A 17,266-nucleotide genomic window follows, 5' to 3' on the forward strand; every position below is an offset into this window, starting at 1 on the left:
CTTTCTCAGCCGGCCGGCTCGGGGGTGATCGGGGTGCCGTCGGAGAAGTGGTTGTTGCGCCAGACGTTGCCCGGACCGCGGGCGTTCCAGGCGGTGACGGCTCCGTAGACGCCGGAGTTGCGGTGGTACCGGGTGGAGAAGACGTTGTTCGTGACCGTGATCCCGGTGGCGCCCGCGCCACCCCCGTAGAGGGCGTACGCGCCGCCGGCCAGCAGGTTGCCGTCGACGACGGTGTCGTAGACATGGCCGGTGTCGGCGAACAGGCCCAGGGCGGCGGACGCTCCCCGGTCGACGGCGACGGGGTTGAGCAGGGTGTTGTGGCGGATGATCAGCTTGCCCTTGGTGCCGCCGCCGCTGATCACCGCATCGGTGTGCTGCCACTCGCCGCCGTTGTTGCGGAAGGGGACGAGGCCGTGGACGTAGTTGTCGTGGAGGTGACCCTGGCCCATGGAGAGGGCGTTGCCGAAGACGGAGATGTCGCACCAGCCGACCTCGACGGAGCTGGTGCCCATGTTGGACACGGCGTAGTCCACTCCGCCGTTGTCGGGGCCCTGGCCGGGGACGGCGGTGATCGTGGTGTGGAGGACCCGCAGGCCGTGGTAGCCGGGGCGCAGGTTGACCCCCCACCAGTTGGCGGAGGTGATCTTGCTGTCGATGATGGTCACGTCGTTGGCGTAGACGTCGAGTGAGCCGGTGATGTCCCACCCTTTGATGACGGTCCCGTCGGTCTTGACGCTCATGTTCCCCGTGGAGTGCGGTGCCAGGGGGATACGGGGGCCGGTGGTGCGGGCGTCGGGGAAGCCGGCTTCGCCCGGTGCCGCGGTGGCGGTCGGAGACGCGCCGGGGGAGTGGCTCCGGGCGGGCGGCGCGGCGTCGGTGCCTGAGGAGCCCGAGGAGCCCGAGGAGCCTGAGGAACCCGAGGAGCCCGACGAGCCCGAGGAGCCCGAGGAGCTCGAGGAGCTCGAGGCACACGCGGCGCACAGCAGGAGGGCCAGGACGGCGAGCAGGCGCCGGAGCCTCGTCATACGGTCTCCGGTTCCGGGGAGCCGAGCAGGAAACGGCGGCTGGGCAGCACGCACACCACATAGCAGCCCAGGGCGACCGCGCCGATGCCGAACAGGGCGAGGGTGCCGTCGCCCAGGATCCGCTTCGCGGCGAGGACGACCAGGGTCATCACGGCTCCTCCGAGGAAGGGCCAGGCGCAGGCCCTGGCGAGGGGCCCGAGGCCGATCCCGGCCTGCCCGAGGGCGTAGAGGAACGCGGGTACGACGAGTCCGGCGGCGACCAGCACATGGCCCTGGGAGACGCCGACGATGCCGTGGAGCCGTGCGCCGACGACGAGGACGGGGATCAGGGCGACGACCCACAGCCCCTGGGTGAGGATCAGGGAGCGGCGCTGCCCGGTGGCGACGAGGCAGTCGTAGGCGAGCTCACAGCCGATGCGGACCAGGCCCAGAGCCATCAGCCAGGGCAGCGCGTCGGCGGCGGGCAGCCACGTGCTCCCGTACACCAGGTGGACGACGGGGGCGGCGAGGCCGCCGAGCAGCACGCACAGGGGTACGGTGCCGGTGACCAGGACGCCCAGAGCGCGGCTGAAGCCACGGGCGAGGGCCTGCGGTGAGTCGGCGAGGCGGGAGAAGCCGGCGAAGGACACGCGGCGGGCGGCCTCGGAGATGACACGCACCGGCCAGCCGGACATGTTGAAGGCCAGGACGTAGAAGCCGAGGGAGACTCCGCCGAGCGTGGAGCCGACGACCATGGTGTCCACGTTGACCACGGCGAGCGCGAGAAGGCTCGCGCCCGCCAGCGGAAGCCCGAACTCCAGCAGCGCGCGGGCCTGTTGGGTATCCCAGCCGAACCGCAGCGTGCCGGGAGCGGCCAGGGCACAGCCGACGAGGGCGGCGATGTTTCCCGCGACCGCGCCCCAGGCGAAGCTCATGGCCCCCCAGCCGGCGAAGGCCAGCACCAGCGTCACGCCGGTACTGAGGACGAAGTTGAGCGCGTCGATGAGCATCCGCCTGCCCTGCGCGAACTCCCGGGTCAGGAAGCCGGCGGGCACCTGGGCCACCCCGTCGATCACCAGGCACAGGCACATCACCCGCAGGACACCCGAGGCGTCGGGCGAGTCGAGCAGCCCGGCCACCGTCGGTGCCGAGACGAAGAGGGCGGCGTACAGCAGGCCGCTGGACGCGGTGGCCAGGGTCAGCACGGTCGGCGCGAACCGGCGGGGGTCGCCGTCCCAGCGGACGATGGCCAGGCTGACGCCCAGTTCGTTCGCGGAGAGCAGGACCAGGAGCACGGTCTGCGCGATGCCGTACACGCCCCACTGGGCCGGTCCGAGGGCGAAGCGCGCCAGCAGGATGCCGGTGGCGAAGTTGCCGAGGCGCATCACCACGGTGTTGACCAGGCTCCAGCGGGCCGCCGAACGGACCTTTCGGCCGAGGGAGTTGGTGGCGGGGGTGTCGCTCGGCTCAGCGGTCTCGCTGTCCGGTGTGCGAACGCTGTCCATGAGTCGATTCCTCGTCGAGCGGCTCGGCGGCGGGCGCCACGGCCACGACGGGCCGCCCGGCCCTCGGCTCCGCGGCGGACCGGTTCTCGGCGGACCTGTTCTCCGCGGTCCGCGACCAACTGGGCGTCGTCCGGAGGGCGATGGTCTGGTCCGCGACCGGTTCTCCGGCCGCCGGCTGGGGGGCGGCGACCGGCTGTGCGGGTTCTTCCGGTCGCGCGGACGTCTGCGACCGGCGGCGCGCCTCCACGTAGAAGACGGCGACCAGGCTCAGCACCAGGCCCAGGCACCCGCCCATGATCATGTACTCGAGCCGGGTCTTGGTCTGCGCCACCGGGTTCTGCGGGGGCACGACGGCCGTCATACGGATCATGGCCTTCGGGGCGACCGACTGCTGTTGCTGGAACTGATCCAGCCGCTCCTTGGCATACGCGGTCAGGATGCGGTCCGAGGACAGGACGGCGGCCTTGTCGGTGCCGGTGACGGTGAGCCACATCAGCGGCCCCTGTGCGTTGTCGGCGAGCTTGGCCTCGAAAGTCCCCGTGGCGCCGCGGGACTTGAGCTCCCGGACGGAGCCGTCGGAGTTGAGATTGCGGGCCAGACTGTCGGCCATGCCGGTGAGCGAGGTCTGGGTGCTCAGGAACGGGTTGCCGTCATAGGCCACGGTGGCCTTCTGGGAGTTCAGCAGAACCACCGTGCTCTGCGACTGATAGGTGACCGGAACCAGCAGGGCCACGGCGACCATCAGACCGGCGGTCAGCAGCAGCCCGGGCAGCAGGATGTACCAGCGCCTGCGCATGACACGGAATATCTCAGCCAGATCCATGGTGGTCCCCCCTCGCGCCCCGACGTTCGACGAGCATATGTGGCAAGCGGATCATATGGGGAACGTTCGGTCGGTGGGCCTCGGCCGCGTGCGGGCGGTGCCTCCCCCCAGCAGCACGTCGGCGATGCGGTCGCTCGCGCGACCGTCCCACAGCTCGGGCCGACGCGGCGCGGGCGGATCGTCCAGCACCCGGTTCACGGTGGTCACGATGCGCGCCGGATCCCGGCCGGCCAGCACATTGGTGCCCTGCTCGACGGTGATGGGCCGCTCGGTGTTGTCCCGCAGGGTCACGCACGGCACACCCAGCGCCGTGGTCTCCTCCTGTACGCCGCCCGAGTCGGTCAGCACGAGCCGGGCGGAGTCCTGCAGGGCGATGAAGTCCAGGTATCCGGCGGGCGGTACGAGCCGGATTCCGCCGGGGACGCCGATGTCGGCCAGCCGCTGCGCCGCGCGCGGGTGCACGGGCAGCAGCAGCGGGCAGCGGCCGGCGATCTCACCCAGGGCCTTCAGGAGCGCGGCGAGGACCTCGGCGTCGTCCACGTTGGCGGGGCGGTGCAGGGTGACCAGGCCGTACTCGCCCCTGGCCAGGCCGTACCGGCCCAGGACGTCCGAGCTCCTGGCCCGCTCCAGGTTGGCCAGCAGCGTGTCGATCATGACGTTGCCGACGAGGTGGACCTGGTCGTCCCGGTACCCCTCCGCGCGCAGGTTGTCGGCGGCGTCGGGCGAAGGCGCCAGCAGATAGTCGCTGACGCGGTCGGTGACGACGCGGTTGATCTCCTCCGGCATGCTCCAGTCGCGGCTGCGCAGCCCGGCCTCGACATGCGCCAGCAGCGGTCCGGCCTTGGCCGTCACGAGGGCGCAGGCCAGGGTGGAGTTGATGTCGCCTACCACGACGACGACGTCCGGGGAGACCTCGCCGAGCAGGGGCTCGAACGCGGTCATCACGCGTCCGGTCTGCTCGGCATGGGTGCCGGACCCGACGCCGAGGAAGCGGTCGGGCGGCCGGATGCCGAGATCGGCGAAGAACACGTCGTTCATGGCCGGGTCGTAGTGCTGGCCGGTGTGGACGAGTACCACCTCGGCGCCCCGGCGTTCCAGGGCGTCCATCACCGGTTTGATCTTCATGTAGTTGGGTCGCGCCCCGGCGACACAGACGATGCGCGGCATGGCTCAGAGCACCTCGATCGTGGGTCGGGAGGGCAGCCGTCGACGGCAGTCGAGGACGAACGGAGCGTGTTCGGCGATGAGTTCGTAGTCGAAGCTGTCGTGGTCGGCGAGCAGCACCACCACATCGGCGGACTCCAGCTCCTCCTGCGTCAGTTCGACCCGCACCAGCCGGGTGTCCACCGGCAGGCCCTCGACGACGTGCGGGTCCGCCGCCTTGACCTGGGCCCCCATGTCGAGCAGCAGCTGGGAAATGCGTAGCGCGGGCGACTCTCGGGCGTCGCCGGTGTTCTTCTTGTACGCCAGGCCGAGCAGCAGGATCCGCGAGCCGTTCACGGAACGGCGTCTTTCGTTGAACAGGTCGCTGATCCGGCGCGCCACGTACTCGGGCATGTGGTTGTTGATGTCGTTGGCCAGCTCCACGAAGCGGAAGCTCTGACCGAGTTCGCGCTGCACCCGCCAGGACAGGTACGAGGGGTCGATCGGCAGGCAGTGGCCGCCGACGCCCGGTCCCGGCGTGAACCTCATGAAGCCGAAGGGCTTGGTGGAGGCGGCGTCGATGGCCTGCCAGACGTCGATGTCCAGGTGATGCGCGAACATCGCGATCTCGTTGACCAGCGCGATGTTCACATGGCGGAAGGTGTTCTCCAGCAGCTTGGCGAGTTCGGCCTCCTTGGGCGACCTCACCGGCACGGTGGTGTCGACGAGCTGTGCGTAGAAGTCCTGCACGGCCTTGAGCGACGCCGCGTCGACGCCGGACACGACTTTCGGCGTCTCCTTGAAACCCCAGACCGCGTTTCCCGGATCGATCCGCTCGGGGCTGTAGCCGAGATGGAAGTCGGGCCCGGCGGTGAGACCCGAGCCGTCCTCCAGGATCGGCGCGAACAGCTCCTGGGTGGTGCCGGGATATGTGGTCGACTCCAGGACGACGGTGGCACCTGGGCGCAGATAGCGGGCGAGGGTGACCGCCGATTCCTTGATGTAGCGGAGGTCGGGCATGCCCTCGTGCAGCGGGGTCGGCACGGTCACGACGGCGACGTCGAAGCCGCCGCAGTCGCGGGCCGATTCGCTCGGACGGTAGGTGCCCCGGTCCAGGGCCGCCCGGATCCGCTCGGAGGAGACGTCCTCGACGAAGGACTCGCCGGCGGAGAGGCTCTTGACCCGCCGGGAGTCGACGTCGTAGCCGATCACCTCGTGTCCGACCTCGGCGGCGCGGATGGCCAGTGGCAGGCCGACGTATCCCTGTCCAACCACGACGACGCGCATCAGTGACTCCTGTTCGCGGGAGCGGTCGACGGGGTGAGCCGGAGGAACTCTCGCGCCGTCATGAGGACGAAGGCAGCATTGGTGGTGAGATAGCGCCGGCCCAGGCGGCGCGGCTCCTGCAGTGCGCGGTAGAGCCATTCGAGCCCCCGCCGCTGCCAGGACTCGGGGGCCCGCTTGGTGACCCCGGCCAGGATGTCGAAGGAGCCGCCGACACCGTGGACGACGCGGGCGCCGGTGCGTGCGCCGTAGGCGGCGGTGAAGATCTCCTTCTTGGGCGAGGTCATGCCCAGGAACAGCATCTGCGCGCCGCTTCGGGCGATCTCCTCCGCTATCGCCTCCTGCTGGGAGTCGTCGAAGTAGCCGTTGCGGCTGCCGGCCACCTTCAGGCGCGGGAAGCGGTCGGCGACCCGGCGCAGCATGTGATCGAGCACGTCCTGTCTGGCGCCGAGGAAGTACACCGACATGCCGGCCGATTCCGCCTCGGCCAGCAGGCGCAGGAACAGGTCGATACCGGCCACCCGTTCCGGCAGCGGGGCGCGTAACACCCGGCCGGCCCAGACCACGGCCTGTCCGTCGGCGAGGACGAGATCGCAGCCGGTCACGGCCCGGGCGAGCCGGGCATCCCGCCGCATGTTCACCAGCTTCGCGGCGTTGACGACCCCGATCTCGAGCTGTCTGCCGTCCCGGACCGCCTCCAGGCAGCGCTGTACGGTCTCGTCCATGGTCAGCGGGTCCAGCTCGATGCCGAAGAGGGACTGACGCGCCTTCATATGCGGCCCCCCTGCCAGGCGTGGAGCATCCAGCCGAACTCGTAGGGCCGGCATTCGCGGTCCACGGAGAGCGGCCGGTACAGCCGGTCCAGGGACTTCAGCCGGAGGTTGGGAGCGACCCGGGTGCCGAGTCCGCGGGCGGCGCGTACGGCCTTCCTCGGGTCGCCGCGGTAGACCTTGCGCCAGGTGGCGCCGAGCTCGTCGAGGATCAACGGCTCGCGGTGCTCCGGGCGTTCGGCCAGTTCGGGCACGTCCGTCATCCAGCGCAGACCCTTGCGGACCGACGCGCCGAAGTCGGTGCCGCCGGCGTCGGCGAGGTCGAACAGGGCGGTCGGCGCCATCGCGTGCTGGTGGACGCTGTAGACGGGGTAGCCCTCCACGACACCGCCGGTGCGCGCGTCGTAGTGCCACCACCACTGCCCGCCGTCGCCCTGGAGCTCGCAGATGCGTGTCGCGCACGCATCGGCCGCGGCCAGTGCCTGCGGATCGCCGCCGCCGTCGCCGCCGGCGTGCGCGCGGGCCAGGGCCTGGAGCGGGTACGTCTGGTCGGCGAAGCAGCTCACGTGGGCCCGGTACCAGGGCACGAGGCCGGGCCCGGTGGCGTGCGGGAACAGCGGGCTGTTCCCGATCCGGGCCCGCAGCAGACGGTCGCGGGCCGCGGTGAAACGGCTCTCCACGTCGACCGTGCCGCGAGCCGCCGCGAGCGCGGACAGCACCCATGCGGCCTCGACGGTGTACTGCGGCCGGCCGTCCTCGTCCAGGGCCGCGACCCGTGCGACGGCGTCGGACAGTTTGGGATGTCCGGTCTCGGCGGCGGCCCAGGCGATGAGCGCCGCGTCGCCGAGGTTGGCCACCCCGGGCAGCGATTCGATCAGCAGACCCGTGAACTCCTCGGCGGTACGCCCGCCGAGCACCGCGCGCTGGCGGTCCTCGGGCAGGAACCGGGCCCCCAGCGCGGTGATGGCCGCGTACCGGGTACTGGTCCCGCGCCGCTCCAGGGTCCAGGAACCACCGGGAGCCTTGCGCCCGGCCATGGTGAACGCGAAGGCCTCACCACCGGGGAGCAGCATCGACGGAAGCCCCGACTCGGCGACCGCGAGCAGTCGCCGGGCCAGCGCGAGCAGCGGCGGCTCCTCACGGCCGAGCGCCGCCAGGCGTGTGATCGTCATCTTTTGCGCACACCAACCCCCCTGTGGGTCCTCTTTTTTTGCGCAGACTCGTGATCGCCGCGTCGCGAACGGCCACGCGGCGGAAAGGCAGACAACGGAACGTCAGACATCAGAACGTCAGACATCAGAGCGTCATAACGTCAGACGTCAGGCGACGGAGCGGTCGTCACTCCTCGCTTCAGACACAGGTATCCCCACCCGGTAACCCCCCCTGGGCACAGGTATGTGTGCGCTAACTGTGCCCGTCCTGCACAGTTCGCACACATGTTATGCCTGCGCGTGTTCGAGGATCGGTGTTTTGGGAGAATCGGACGTCATACGCGCTCGACGAGACGTCATGAGCGCTCGACGAGTTCGCCGTCCTTCTCGTCGTACAGTGCCCCCGTCTCGGGGCACTCCCATCCGCCCGGCTCGCCCTTCCGCTCGACCAGTCGCACGCCGGCCCGGCCGACCCAGCCGATCCGGCGCGCCGGAACGCCGGCCACGAGCGCGAAGTCCGGCACGTCCTTCGTCACCACGGCACCCGCCGCCACCAGGGCCCAGCGACCGACACGCACCGGCGCCACGCACACCGAACGGGCCCCCAGGGACGCTCCCTCGCCCACCACCACCGCCACCGGCTCCCAGTCGCCGCCGCGCTTGAGACGGCCCCGCGGGTCCACCGAACGGGGGAAGTAGTCGTTGGTCAGCACCGCCGCCGGGCCGACGAACGCGCCGTCACCGAGCACCGCGGGTTCGTAGACCAACGCGTAGTTCTGGAGCTTCACGTTGTCGCCGATCCGCACCCCCGGGCCGACATACGCTCCCCGCCCCACGATGCACCCGCTGCCCAGCCGGGCGTCCTCCCGGATCTGGGCCAGGTCCCAGACCGTCGTCCCGTCACCGATCGTGGCCGTCTCGTCGACCTGAGCGGTCGGCTGGATCCTGAAGTTCACCGGGCTGAACCCTTCTTCTCGTCGAGCAGAGCGGGAAAAGCCGCCCGCAGCGCCTCGCGCCAGGGACGGATCGGTTCGATCCCGGTCCGGCGCCAGCGGTCGTGCCCCAGGACGCTGTACGCGGGGCGGGGAGCGGGCCGTGCGAAGGCCGTGCTGGTGGTCGGCCGTACCCGGCCGGGATCCGCGCCGAGCAGCCGGAAGATCTCCCGGGCCAGGCCGAACCAAGTCGTCTCCCCGGCGCTGGTGCCGTGGTAGACCCCGCCGGGCGCGGAACCGGCCAGGGCGGCACGCCCCAGCCGTACGAGCCGGTCCGCGAGGTCCGCCGCCCACGTGGGCTGTCCGCGCTGGTCGTCGACCACGTCGACGGTGTCCCTGACCGACTCCAGCCTGATCATCGTGTCGACGAAGTTGCCGCCGCCGGCCCCGTACAACCAGGCAGAACGCACGACGTACCCCGTGTCCGGGAGCGCCGCCAGCACCGCCTGTTCCCCCGCCAGCTTGGTACGTCCGTAGGCGCTGCGCGGTGCCGTCGGGGCGTCCTCGGGATACGGGCCGGTGCCGTCGCCCGCGAACACGTAGTCCGTCGAGACCTGGATCAGCCTGGCGCCCGTCCTGGCGCACGCCTCGGCGAGGTGCCGGGGCCCGTCGCCGTTGACCCGCAGGGCGTCCGCCTCGTGCTCCTCGGCGTCGTCAACGGCCGTCCACGCGGCGCAGTTGAGCACGATCCGGGGCCGGTGCGCGCCGATCGCGTCGTGCACGGTGCCGGCGTCCGTGATGTCGAGACCGCCCCGGGCCAGGCCGACGGCCTCCTCGCCTTCCCCGCGCAGCCGCGCGAGGACATCCTGCCCGAGCATTCCGGCGGCGCCGGTGATCAGCCAAGTGGTGCTCATGGTCCCCTGTTCGTCGTCGAAAGGGTGTGGATACGGCACTAGAGCGCCGCTCGCTCCTTCAGCGGCTCCCACCAGGCGCGGTTCTCGCGGTACCAAGTGACCGTCTCCGCAAGGCCGGTGGCGAAATCCTTGCGGGGCTCGTAGCCGAGTTCGCCGCGGATCTTCGCGCAGTCCACGGAGTAACGGCGGTCGTGCCCCTTCCGGTCGGCGACATGCTCGACGCTGGTGTCCCAGTCCGCGCCGCAGGCCTCCAGCAGCAGTGCGGTCAGCTCCTTGTTGGTCAGCTCGGTGCCGCCGCCGATGTTGTAGACCTCACCGGCGCGCCCCTTGGTGCGCACCAGCTCGATGCCCTGGACGTGGTCGTCGATGTGCAGCCAGTCGCGGATGTTGCCGCCGTCGCCGTACAGCGGGACCTTCTTCCCGTCCAGCAGGTTCGTGATGAACAGCGGGATGACCTTCTCGGGGAAGTGATGGTGCCCGTAGTTGTTGGAGCAGCGGGTCACCCGCACGTCGAGGCCGTGGGTGCGGTGGTGGGCGAGGGCCATCAGGTCGCCTGCCGCCTTGGAGGCGGCGTACGGGGAGTTGGGGCGCAGCGGGTCCGTCTCCGGCCAGGAGCCGAAGTCGATGGAGCCGTACACCTCGTCGGTGGAGATGTGCACGAAGGTCTTCGCACCTCCGTGCCGCAGCGCCGCGTCCAGCAGGGTCTGCGTGCCCAGGACATTGGTCCGGACGAACTCGGCGGCGCCCAGGATCGAGCGGTCCACATGCGACTCGGCGGCGAAGTGGACCACCTGGTCGTGCGTCGCGAGGAGCTCGTCGGCCAGCGCGGCGTCACAGATGTCACCGTGGACGAAGGCGAATCCGGGGTGATCGCGCACCTCGTCGAGATTGGCCGGGTTGCCCGCGTAGGTGAGCCTGTCCAGCACCGTGACCGCCACATCACCCGGGCCGGCCGGACCGAGGAGTGTGCGGACGTAGTGCGAGCCGATGAAACCGGCACCGCCGGTCACCAGAATCCGGGTCGGGTGGGTCGGAGTGGGAAAGGCGGGAGCCGTCATGACGCAATCTGCACCTTGCTGTGGTCGCCGAGGACGAGACGGTGTGCGGCGGGCTTGCGGGGCGCGGGAGTCACCTCGACGTTGCGTCCGATGAGGGAGGCCTCCACCCGCCGGACCCCGCTCACCGAGGAGTCCCGCAGCACGATCGAGTACTCGATCTCGCTGTCGTCGATCCGGCAGTCCCCGGCTATCGAGGTGAAGGGGCCGACGTACGAGTCGGTGATCACGGTGTTCGCGCCGACGACCACCGGTCCCACGATCCGGCTGCCGGTGACCTTCGCCCCGGGTTCGATCCGCACCCGGCCGATGATCTCGCTGTCGTCGTCGACCGTGCCGTCGATCCGGCGCTCCAGGGTCTCCAGGACCGAGCGGTTGACCTCGAGCATGTCCGTGACGTTCCCGGTGTCCTTCCAGTACCCGGAGATGGTCGTGGACCGCACATCGCATCCCGCGTCGATCAGCCACTGGATCGCGTCGGTGATCTCCAACTCGCCGCGTCCGGACGGCTGGATGGAGCGCACGGCCTCATGGATCGCCGACGAGAACAGGTACACGCCGACCAGCGCCAGCTCGCTCTTGGGATGCCTCGGCTTCTCCTCCAGGCCGATCACCTGGCCCGCCGCGTCCAGTTCTGCCACCCCGAACGCGGTCGGGTCCGGCACCTTCGTCAACAGGATCTGCGCCTGCGGCCGTTCGGTGCGGAAGGCGTCCACCAGATCCGTGATGCCTCCGACGACGAAGTTGTCGCCGAGGTACATCACGAAGTCGTCGTCGCCCAGGAACTCACGGGCGATCAGCACCGCATGGGCCAGCCCCAGCGGCGCCGCCTGCGGGATGTAGGTGACGTCCAGTCCCCACGCGGAACCGTCCCCGACCGCATCCCGGATCTCCTCGGCGGTGTCCCCGACGATGATCCCCACCTGGGTGATGCCCGCCCCGGCGATCGCCTCCAGTCCGTAGAACAGCACCGGTTTGTTCGCGACCGGTACAAGTTGCTTCGCCGAAGTATGGGTTATGGGGCGCAATCGGGTACCTGAGCCACCAGACAACAAAAGTGCCTTCATGCATATCACCCTACTTACGCCGACTTGGTGACGGAGGGATTCCGGAAACCGGCGGGACCGCTCGCGCGGAGGAAGCCCCCGACGGCAAGGGGAACGCATGCGCAGAAGACGTGGCTCCCTCGGACGTGCCTGTACGGCTCTGACCACGAGCCTGCTGCTCTTGGCTCCTGGACGGGGGACTGGGGCCTACAGCCTGGATCTCCCGCTACCTGGAGCGCGCGGAGGCCGGCGAAGGAGCCGCCGCGGCCGGGGGATCGAGCTCCGCGGCCTCTCCGCCGGGAACGCCCCGCGGACGCAGGCCACCGACCAGGCCCAGGATCAGCACGGCGATGCCCAGCCACACCGACGGCCGCGGCGCGCCGCCGCCCGAGACGGCGCCGACGACCGCCGCGGCCAGCGGCGCGATGCCGGTGAGCAACCCCGCTCGCCCCGCTCCCACCGCGCGGACGGTCGAGTACCACAACACGAAGGCGACCGCCGTCACCATCAACGCCAGATAACCTGCGGCCGCCCACTGGGATCCGGACACCTCCCGTACGGCCGACGGCCCTTCCGTCGCCGTGCCGAGGACGGCCAGCAGCACACCGGCCAGCCACATCGCGTGCACGGACACCCCCCACGGCGAATGCCGCCGCAGGACCGGCACCGCGAGCAGCGTGAACGCGGCCTCGCAGCCCAGGGCCAGCGCCGCCCACGCCACCCCGACGGCATCGGTACGGCCCGTTCCCTCCACCAGTACCGCGCCCGCCATGACGACAGGCGCCGCCCACAGGACCTGCCGGCTCGGCCTGCGCCGCTCCAGCACCGGGCCCACCACCCCCAGAACCACCGGCACGCACGCGACCGCGACCGCGATCACCGCGGGCTCCGCATGGCCGACGCCCCGGACCACGGCCACGTTGAACAGCACCAGACCGGTGACCGCGATCCCGGCCAGCCACAACCACTCCCGGCCCCGCGGCCACACCAGCCGAGCACCGGCGATCCGGGCCATGACCAGCAGGATCACGGTCGCGGCCGCGTACCGGACCGCCTGGGTGGTGAACAGCGGGGCATCGACGAGCGTGCGCGAGACGCTCACGCTGCTGCCGACCAGCGCCATCCCGACCATGCCGGGGACGAGCTGGGCGAACGGAGCGGAAGGTGTGTCCATACCGCCCACGCTGCCCTCACCACGGACGTCATGGACAGGTCCACAAGGTCACCGGTGCAGGGGTCCAAAAGGGAGACGAGATCGCGCACGGTGTGCCCGCGTGAGCCCTGTACGCGCCCCCGCCCGGGCGAGAAGACTGCCCTGGCGAGGGCGGTTGGCCAGAACACCACTCACCGCCTTCGGTCAACTACGGAGGAAGGCAGGCCGGTCGCTGTGTTGTTGCGTCTCCCCACGTCGGTGTCCGAAGCGCAGGAGTACCTGGCCGAGGGGACCGTGCCGATCGGCGGGGCCACGCTCCTGTGGGCCACATGGCAGCGCGACGGATTCCCCGAACTGGCCATGTCCCTGCGGGAGTTGCCGGAGGCCAACGTCCTGGGACGGGAGACGGTGGGCGGAGCCGTGGTCCTGCACCGGGTGGACGACCGGGTGCCGGACGTGCTGCGCCTCGCGGCCGCCGCGGTGGGCACCGGGGCCGTGCGGCGGACGGCGACGGTCGGCGGCAACCTCGTCGGCAGCACACTGCGCTGTCTGCTGCCCGCGGCGATCGTCCTGGACGCCCGGGCGACGGTGCTGGAGACCGACGGCGTCCATGAGACGGACCTGGCCGAACTCGTGGCCAAGCGCCCCCTCCTGCTCAGCCTGCGCTGGCGTGCACCCATCGCCTGCGCGTATCGGAAACTGGCCGGCGAGGCAGGCGGACCGCCGCCCCTCGTCGTCGCCTCGGCGGTGCACGAGAACGGCGGCGATGGCGACGACGACGGCGACCGGCTGCGGGTCGCGGTGCGCGACGGTTATGACGTGCTCAGCGGCAGCACTCCGTGCGTCACGAACCCCGAGGAGGCCCTGCACGCGCTGCGCGCGACGGCCTTCGGAGACCTGCCGACCGCCGCGTGGGAGGTCGTACGCGCACAGGTCACCGGCTTGTTGGGTCGGGGGGACGTGGCTCAATATGGGTGATAACGGTGCACGGTGCACACGTAGGCGTAGGTGCCCGGGCCAGCCGGTGAGGAAGGCCAGGCCGCCTGCCAGGAGCAGCGTGGCGGGCAGGAGGCGTCCGGTGCGGGCGGGCCGGAGGGGGATGGTCAGGCAGCACCTGTGAACTCCGCGGCGAGCAGCAGGCCGAGGTGGCGCCCGTGCCGAGGCTCTCGGGGACGCACGGCCGGGTGCCGCCTGCCGCCGGTTCGATCACGGTGCCGGTGAAGGTGAGCGGTTCGCCGTCGAGCGCGTCGCCGCCCAGCGTGAGGTTGAGGGCGCACTCCTCGGGGTGCGGGGCGACGGTCAGGAGCGCCGCCCGTACGTCGGCGCGCCGGTGCAGGGTGGCCAACGGGCCGAACCGGTGGGTGAGTTCGGCGACGAAGCGGTCGCCGGTGGTCGCGTACGCGCCGGGCCGGCCGACTGCGACTCGGCCGGCCCGCCCCCGTCCAGCAGGTAGCGACAGGTGCCGAGGCGGAAGGCGTCGCCGAGCGCGCCAATGGCCCCGTACGCGCCCTGCAGCCCCGGCCCCACCGGACTCGCCGGTCTGTCGCCGCTCCTGACGCCACCACCGTGGGGGCTTCACCCGGGCGAGCGACGGCCACTTGACCCATGGCGCGAATAAGACCAACAATCGTTGGCGAAATAGCAGACGGCCACTCAGGAACGAGGGGCCGTATGACCGCGATGTCGCGGGGGCCCGGGAGGCCATCGCCCATGTGAAGTCCGCCAGCCGCAAGGCCCTTGGGGAACTGCGCGACACCGTCAGCCTGCTCAGGCAGCCCGGAGACCCCGTCGCCCCCACCGCGATCCCCGCGCCCGGCCTCGACGGACTCGACGAACTGCTCGCCTCGCTGCGCGCTTGCGGCCTGGACATCGACTGCCGGGTCCACGGCGGTGCCGTTCCGCTGGCGCCCGCGGCCGACCTCACCGCGTACCGCGTGATCCAGGAGTCGCTGACCAACGTTTACAAGCACTCCAGCCGGCGGCAGGCACGCCTGACACTGAGCTACGACCCCGACGAACTGCGCATCACCGTCGCCGACCTCTCGGGTGGCAGGACCGGGACCGACACGCACGGACCCGACAGCGGGCGCCCGCCGGCCGACCGGCACGGCATCGTCGGCATGCGCGAGAGGGTCCTCGCCCTCGGCGGCCGTTTCGCCGCGGGCCCGCGCCCGGACGGTACCTTCCAGGTGACGGCCGGCCTGCCCTGCCAGCCCCTCGATCTCGCCCCGGAGCCCGCCCCGTGACCATCCGCGTAGCCATCGCCGACGACCAGCCCGTGGAGCGCACCGGTTTCAAGGCCCTGATCGAGCCGGCGCCCGACCTGGAGGTGGTGGGCGAGGCCGGTGAAGGGCGGGAGGCGGTACGGCTGGCCCAAGCCGCCCAGGCCGACCTGGTCCTGATGGACATCCGTATGCCCGTCCTGGACGGCCTCGCGGTGACCCGCCTGATCACCGGGGACGAGGACCTCGCCGGGGTGAAGGTGCTGATCCTGACCACCTTCGAGATCGACGAGTACGTCTTCGAGGCGCTTCGGTCCGGTGCCAGCGGCTTCCTGGGCAGGGGCGCCGACGCGGAGGAGCTGCTGCAGGCCATCCGCGCGGTCAGCCGCGGCGACGCACTGCTGTCTCCCGCCGCGACCAGAACCCTCATCAGCCGCTTCCTCGCCACCCCGGCGGTGCCGGGTCCCCTGGACGGGGCGGCCCGCCGCGGGCTGGAGGCGCTCACCGACCGCGAACGGCAGATCACCGGGCTGGTGGCGACCGGGCTGTCCAACGACGAGATCGCCGCCCGGCTCGTGCTCAGCCCCGCAACGGTCAAGACCCACGTCAACCGCGCCATGGCCACGGTCGGCGCCCGTGACCGTGCTCAACTCGTCGTCTTCGCCCACCGCAGCGGCCTGACCGAGTCGCCGTAGCGCCGGACGCCGGTGCAGGCCGCCCTCATGCTCCTCCGGTGCTCGCTCACTGGTTGTCGTACTCGTCGTGGCGGCGCCACCAGAAGCCGGTCTCGTTGCGGCCGAGGGGCGCGCGGTCGAGCCACTGGTACATGCCCCACAGGCCGTCGAGCCCGCGGGCGTACGCCGAGTAGGTGTGGTGGACGGCGCCGTCCTGCAGCGCGAACGCGCTCACGCCGGGGCCTTCCCGCCGGTAGGTCTCCCAGTCCGTGCCGACGATCGACTGGGTGAAGGCGTCGCGGGAGCTCTTCTCGGCGTCGGTCGCCGGGCGCAGGTCCTCCTCCCCGAAGTTGTACGCGACGAGTCCCGCTTCCCACTCCTCCTTGGTGTGCGCCACCCCGAAGTCGACGTTGAAGTCACTGCCGTGGGAGGACGCCCACGGGAAGGTCCAGCCCATCCGCTGCCGGTACGCGTGGAGCTTGGCGAGCGGGGCTCGCGAGATCGCCCAGAACATGACGTCGTGGTGGGCGAGATGGACCACGGAGCCGTTGAAGCCGTCGGCGATCGCCGAGCAGGAGGGGCATCCGGCGGTGTAGTCCGGCCCGAACATGAAGTGGTAGACGAGCAGTTGGGAACGTCCCCGGAACAGGTCGGCGAGCGACGCCGGTCCCTCGTCGGTCTCGAAGCGGTAGTCCTTGTCCACCCGGACCCAGGGCAGCTCCTGCCGTCGCCGGGCCAGTTCGTCACCGCGTCGGGTCAGCTCCTTCTCCGCCTCGAGCAGCTCCAGCCTCGCGGCGAGCCATTCCTCGCGTGTCCCCGTCTTGTGACCGGTCATTGCCTGTCTCCTTGGAATCGCTTCCTGTGCTGTCGTGCGTTGTCCCGCCTGTCCTGTCTCCTGTCGCTACGTCGTCGGTGGCGTGAGCCCCGGAACCAGCGAGGGCGCGACCACGCTCACGAGTCCGAGCCCGACGATCGCCAGCGCCGGCGGAACATCGATGGCGGTCTTCGCGGGCAGCAGCTTCTGGGCGGAGGCGAGGACGGCGACCAGCGACATCCACCACACGCTCATCACGCCCAGCGCGACCATCATCGCCATCAGCCCGATGCTCGAGCCGGCGCAGTAGAGTCCGAACCTCAGCCCGGAACCGGGAACCTCGTGGCAGCGTCGCCGGAAGTACCGCTTGACCGGCGTGAGCTCGTAGACGCCCGCAGTGATCACCACTGCGCCGGCGGCCGCCGGGCCGTGCGGACGGTCCAGCGTGTACGCCACGACACCTGCCAGTGCCCAGATGGTGAGGTAGGCCCCGGCGAACAGCGGGGCGCCGCGCAGTCCGCCGACCACGCGGACATGCCTCGCGAGAGCCGGGGCCGCGCCGGGCAGCATCATCGCCGCCACCATCGTCATCCAGGTCGCGGCAAAGGACCCGAACGACCCGGGCCTGGACGCGACGCCCATGTCCATGCCCTGCATCCGCCGGACCGCCGCCACCCAGCACACCGCGGCGAGCCCGAGCGTCACCCCCAGCACCATGGAAGGCGCGGCCGGGCGCCGGATTTCCAGCTTCACCGTCGGTTCTCCCTCCGGTGTGT

Annotated in this window: 17 protein-coding genes; 3 read left to right on the forward strand and 14 right to left on the reverse strand. The window is 71.0% G+C overall.

Annotated elements, in window-relative coordinates:
- Positions 1–5: 5 nt before the first annotated feature.
- The 12 genes from ACWDEN_RS25700 to ACWDEN_RS25755 all read right to left on the reverse strand — a co-directional run bounded on the left by ACWDEN_RS25700 (position 6) and on the right by ACWDEN_RS25755 (position 12,801).
- Positions 6–1,025 (reverse strand): hypothetical protein, encoded by a 1,020-nt coding sequence (locus tag ACWDEN_RS25700; RefSeq protein ID WP_351602744.1) that lies wholly within the window; start codon positions 1,023–1,025, stop codon positions 6–8.
- Entirely contained in the window at positions 1,022–2,509 is a 1,488-nt protein-coding gene (locus tag ACWDEN_RS25705; RefSeq protein WP_351602746.1) for an oligosaccharide flippase family protein, read from the reverse strand. Before ACWDEN_RS25705 ends, ACWDEN_RS25700 begins: the two co-directional genes overlap by 4 nt.
- Entirely contained in the window at positions 2,472–3,332 is an 861-nt protein-coding gene (locus ACWDEN_RS25710; protein ID WP_351602748.1) for a Wzz/FepE/Etk N-terminal domain-containing protein, read from the reverse strand. The genes ACWDEN_RS25705 and ACWDEN_RS25710 overlap by 38 nt, the downstream gene beginning before the upstream one ends.
- A 51-nt stretch (positions 3,333–3,383) precedes the next feature.
- Positions 3,384–4,499, reverse strand: coding sequence for a non-hydrolyzing UDP-N-acetylglucosamine 2-epimerase (gene wecB, locus ACWDEN_RS25715; protein ID WP_351602750.1), 1,116 nt, complete (start codon positions 4,497–4,499; stop codon positions 3,384–3,386).
- 3 nt (positions 4,500–4,502) lie between these two features.
- The gene (locus ACWDEN_RS25720) at positions 4,503–5,762 is read right to left on the reverse strand and encodes a nucleotide sugar dehydrogenase (RefSeq protein ID WP_351602752.1); all 1,260 of its coding nucleotides are present in this window, start codon (positions 5,760–5,762) and stop codon (positions 4,503–4,505) included.
- Entirely contained in the window at positions 5,762–6,532 is a 771-nt protein-coding gene (locus ACWDEN_RS25725; protein WP_351602754.1) for a WecB/TagA/CpsF family glycosyltransferase, read from the reverse strand. The genes ACWDEN_RS25720 and ACWDEN_RS25725 overlap by 1 nt, the downstream gene beginning before the upstream one ends.
- Positions 6,529–7,701 (reverse strand): hypothetical protein, encoded by a 1,173-nt coding sequence (locus ACWDEN_RS25730; RefSeq protein WP_351602756.1) that lies wholly within the window; start codon positions 7,699–7,701, stop codon positions 6,529–6,531. Before ACWDEN_RS25730 ends, ACWDEN_RS25725 begins: the two co-directional genes overlap by 4 nt.
- A 335-nt stretch (positions 7,702–8,036) precedes the next feature.
- On the reverse strand, positions 8,037–8,636 hold the full coding sequence (locus tag ACWDEN_RS25735; protein ID WP_351602758.1) for an acyltransferase: 600 nt from the start codon (positions 8,634–8,636) through the stop codon (positions 8,037–8,039).
- Positions 8,633–9,526 carry a dTDP-4-dehydrorhamnose reductase gene (rfbD, locus tag ACWDEN_RS25740; protein WP_351602760.1) on the reverse strand — a complete coding sequence of 298 codons (894 nt, stop codon included), beginning with the start codon at positions 9,524–9,526 and terminating at the stop codon, positions 8,633–8,635. Before rfbD ends, ACWDEN_RS25735 begins: the two co-directional genes overlap by 4 nt.
- Positions 9,527–9,564: 38 nt before the next feature.
- On the reverse strand, positions 9,565–10,584 hold the full coding sequence (rfbB, locus tag ACWDEN_RS25745) for a dTDP-glucose 4,6-dehydratase (RefSeq protein WP_351602762.1): 1,020 nt from the start codon (positions 10,582–10,584) through the stop codon (positions 9,565–9,567).
- Positions 10,581–11,648: a glucose-1-phosphate thymidylyltransferase gene (locus ACWDEN_RS25750; protein ID WP_351602764.1), complete on the reverse strand. Its 1,068-nt coding sequence runs from the start codon at positions 11,646–11,648 to the stop codon at positions 10,581–10,583. Before ACWDEN_RS25750 ends, rfbB begins: the two co-directional genes overlap by 4 nt.
- Before the next feature lie 205 nt (positions 11,649–11,853).
- On the reverse strand, positions 11,854–12,801 hold the full coding sequence (locus tag ACWDEN_RS25755) for a DMT family transporter (RefSeq protein ID WP_351602766.1): 948 nt from the start codon (positions 12,799–12,801) through the stop codon (positions 11,854–11,856).
- A 213-nt stretch (positions 12,802–13,014) separates the two neighbouring features.
- Between ACWDEN_RS25755 and ACWDEN_RS25760 the strand changes: the two genes are divergently transcribed.
- The 3 genes from ACWDEN_RS25760 to ACWDEN_RS25770 all read left to right on the forward strand — a co-directional run bounded on the left by ACWDEN_RS25760 (position 13,015) and on the right by ACWDEN_RS25770 (position 15,697).
- Positions 13,015–13,758: an FAD binding domain-containing protein gene (locus tag ACWDEN_RS25760; protein WP_351602768.1), complete on the forward strand. Its 744-nt coding sequence runs from the start codon at positions 13,015–13,017 to the stop codon at positions 13,756–13,758.
- Positions 13,759–14,492: 734 nt separating this feature from the next.
- Positions 14,493–15,026: a sensor histidine kinase gene (locus tag ACWDEN_RS25765; protein WP_450860230.1), complete on the forward strand. Its 534-nt coding sequence runs from the start codon at positions 14,493–14,495 to the stop codon at positions 15,024–15,026.
- Positions 15,023–15,697 carry a response regulator gene (locus tag ACWDEN_RS25770; protein ID WP_450860231.1) on the forward strand — a complete coding sequence of 225 codons (675 nt, stop codon included), beginning with the start codon at positions 15,023–15,025 and terminating at the stop codon, positions 15,695–15,697. Before ACWDEN_RS25765 ends, ACWDEN_RS25770 begins: the two co-directional genes overlap by 4 nt.
- A 46-nt stretch (positions 15,698–15,743) precedes the next feature.
- Here the strand turns inward: ACWDEN_RS25770 and ACWDEN_RS25775 are convergent, their stop codons facing one another.
- Together ACWDEN_RS25775 and ACWDEN_RS25780 are read right to left on the reverse strand one after the other, a co-directional pair.
- Positions 15,744–16,511 carry a DUF899 domain-containing protein gene (locus ACWDEN_RS25775; RefSeq protein WP_351602774.1) on the reverse strand — a complete coding sequence of 256 codons (768 nt, stop codon included), beginning with the start codon at positions 16,509–16,511 and terminating at the stop codon, positions 15,744–15,746.
- 66 nt (positions 16,512–16,577) lie between these two features.
- Positions 16,578–17,243: a copper chaperone gene (locus ACWDEN_RS25780; protein ID WP_450860232.1), complete on the reverse strand. Its 666-nt coding sequence runs from the start codon at positions 17,241–17,243 to the stop codon at positions 16,578–16,580.
- Between the last annotated feature and the right edge of the window lie 23 nt (positions 17,244–17,266).

Source organism: Streptomyces sp. NPDC001153 (genome assembly GCF_053598315.1).

Excerpts from the sequence above, each read along its gene's own strand:
- ACWDEN_RS25700 (WP_351602744.1), bottom strand. The coding sequence starts at position 1,025 with ATGACGAGGCTCCGGCGCCTGCTCGCCGTCCTGGCCCTCCTGCTGTGC.
- ACWDEN_RS25705 (WP_351602746.1), bottom strand. The coding sequence starts at position 2,509 with ATGGACAGCGTTCGCACACCGGACAGCGAGACCGCTGAGCCGAGCGAC.
- ACWDEN_RS25710 (WP_351602748.1), bottom strand. The coding sequence starts at position 3,332 with ATGGATCTGGCTGAGATATTCCGTGTCATGCGCAGGCGCTGGTACATC.
- wecB (WP_351602750.1), bottom strand. The coding sequence starts at position 4,499 with ATGCCGCGCATCGTCTGTGTCGCCGGGGCGCGACCCAACTACATGAAG.
- ACWDEN_RS25720 (WP_351602752.1), bottom strand. The coding sequence starts at position 5,762 with ATGCGCGTCGTCGTGGTTGGACAGGGATACGTCGGCCTGCCACTGGCC.
- ACWDEN_RS25725 (WP_351602754.1), bottom strand. The coding sequence starts at position 6,532 with ATGAAGGCGCGTCAGTCCCTCTTCGGCATCGAGCTGGACCCGCTGACC.
- ACWDEN_RS25730 (WP_351602756.1), bottom strand. The coding sequence starts at position 7,701 with ATGACGATCACACGCCTGGCGGCGCTCGGCCGTGAGGAGCCGCCGCTG.
- rfbD (WP_351602760.1), bottom strand. The coding sequence starts at position 9,526 with ATGAGCACCACTTGGCTGATCACCGGCGCCGCCGGAATGCTCGGGCAG.
- rfbB (WP_351602762.1), bottom strand. The coding sequence starts at position 10,584 with ATGACGGCTCCCGCCTTTCCCACTCCGACCCACCCGACCCGGATTCTG.
- ACWDEN_RS25750 (WP_351602764.1), bottom strand. The coding sequence starts at position 11,648 with ATGAAGGCACTTTTGTTGTCTGGTGGCTCAGGTACCCGATTGCGCCCC.
- ACWDEN_RS25755 (WP_351602766.1), bottom strand. The coding sequence starts at position 12,801 with ATGGACACACCTTCCGCTCCGTTCGCCCAGCTCGTCCCCGGCATGGTC.
- ACWDEN_RS25775 (WP_351602774.1), bottom strand. The coding sequence starts at position 16,511 with ATGACCGGTCACAAGACGGGGACACGCGAGGAATGGCTCGCCGCGAGG.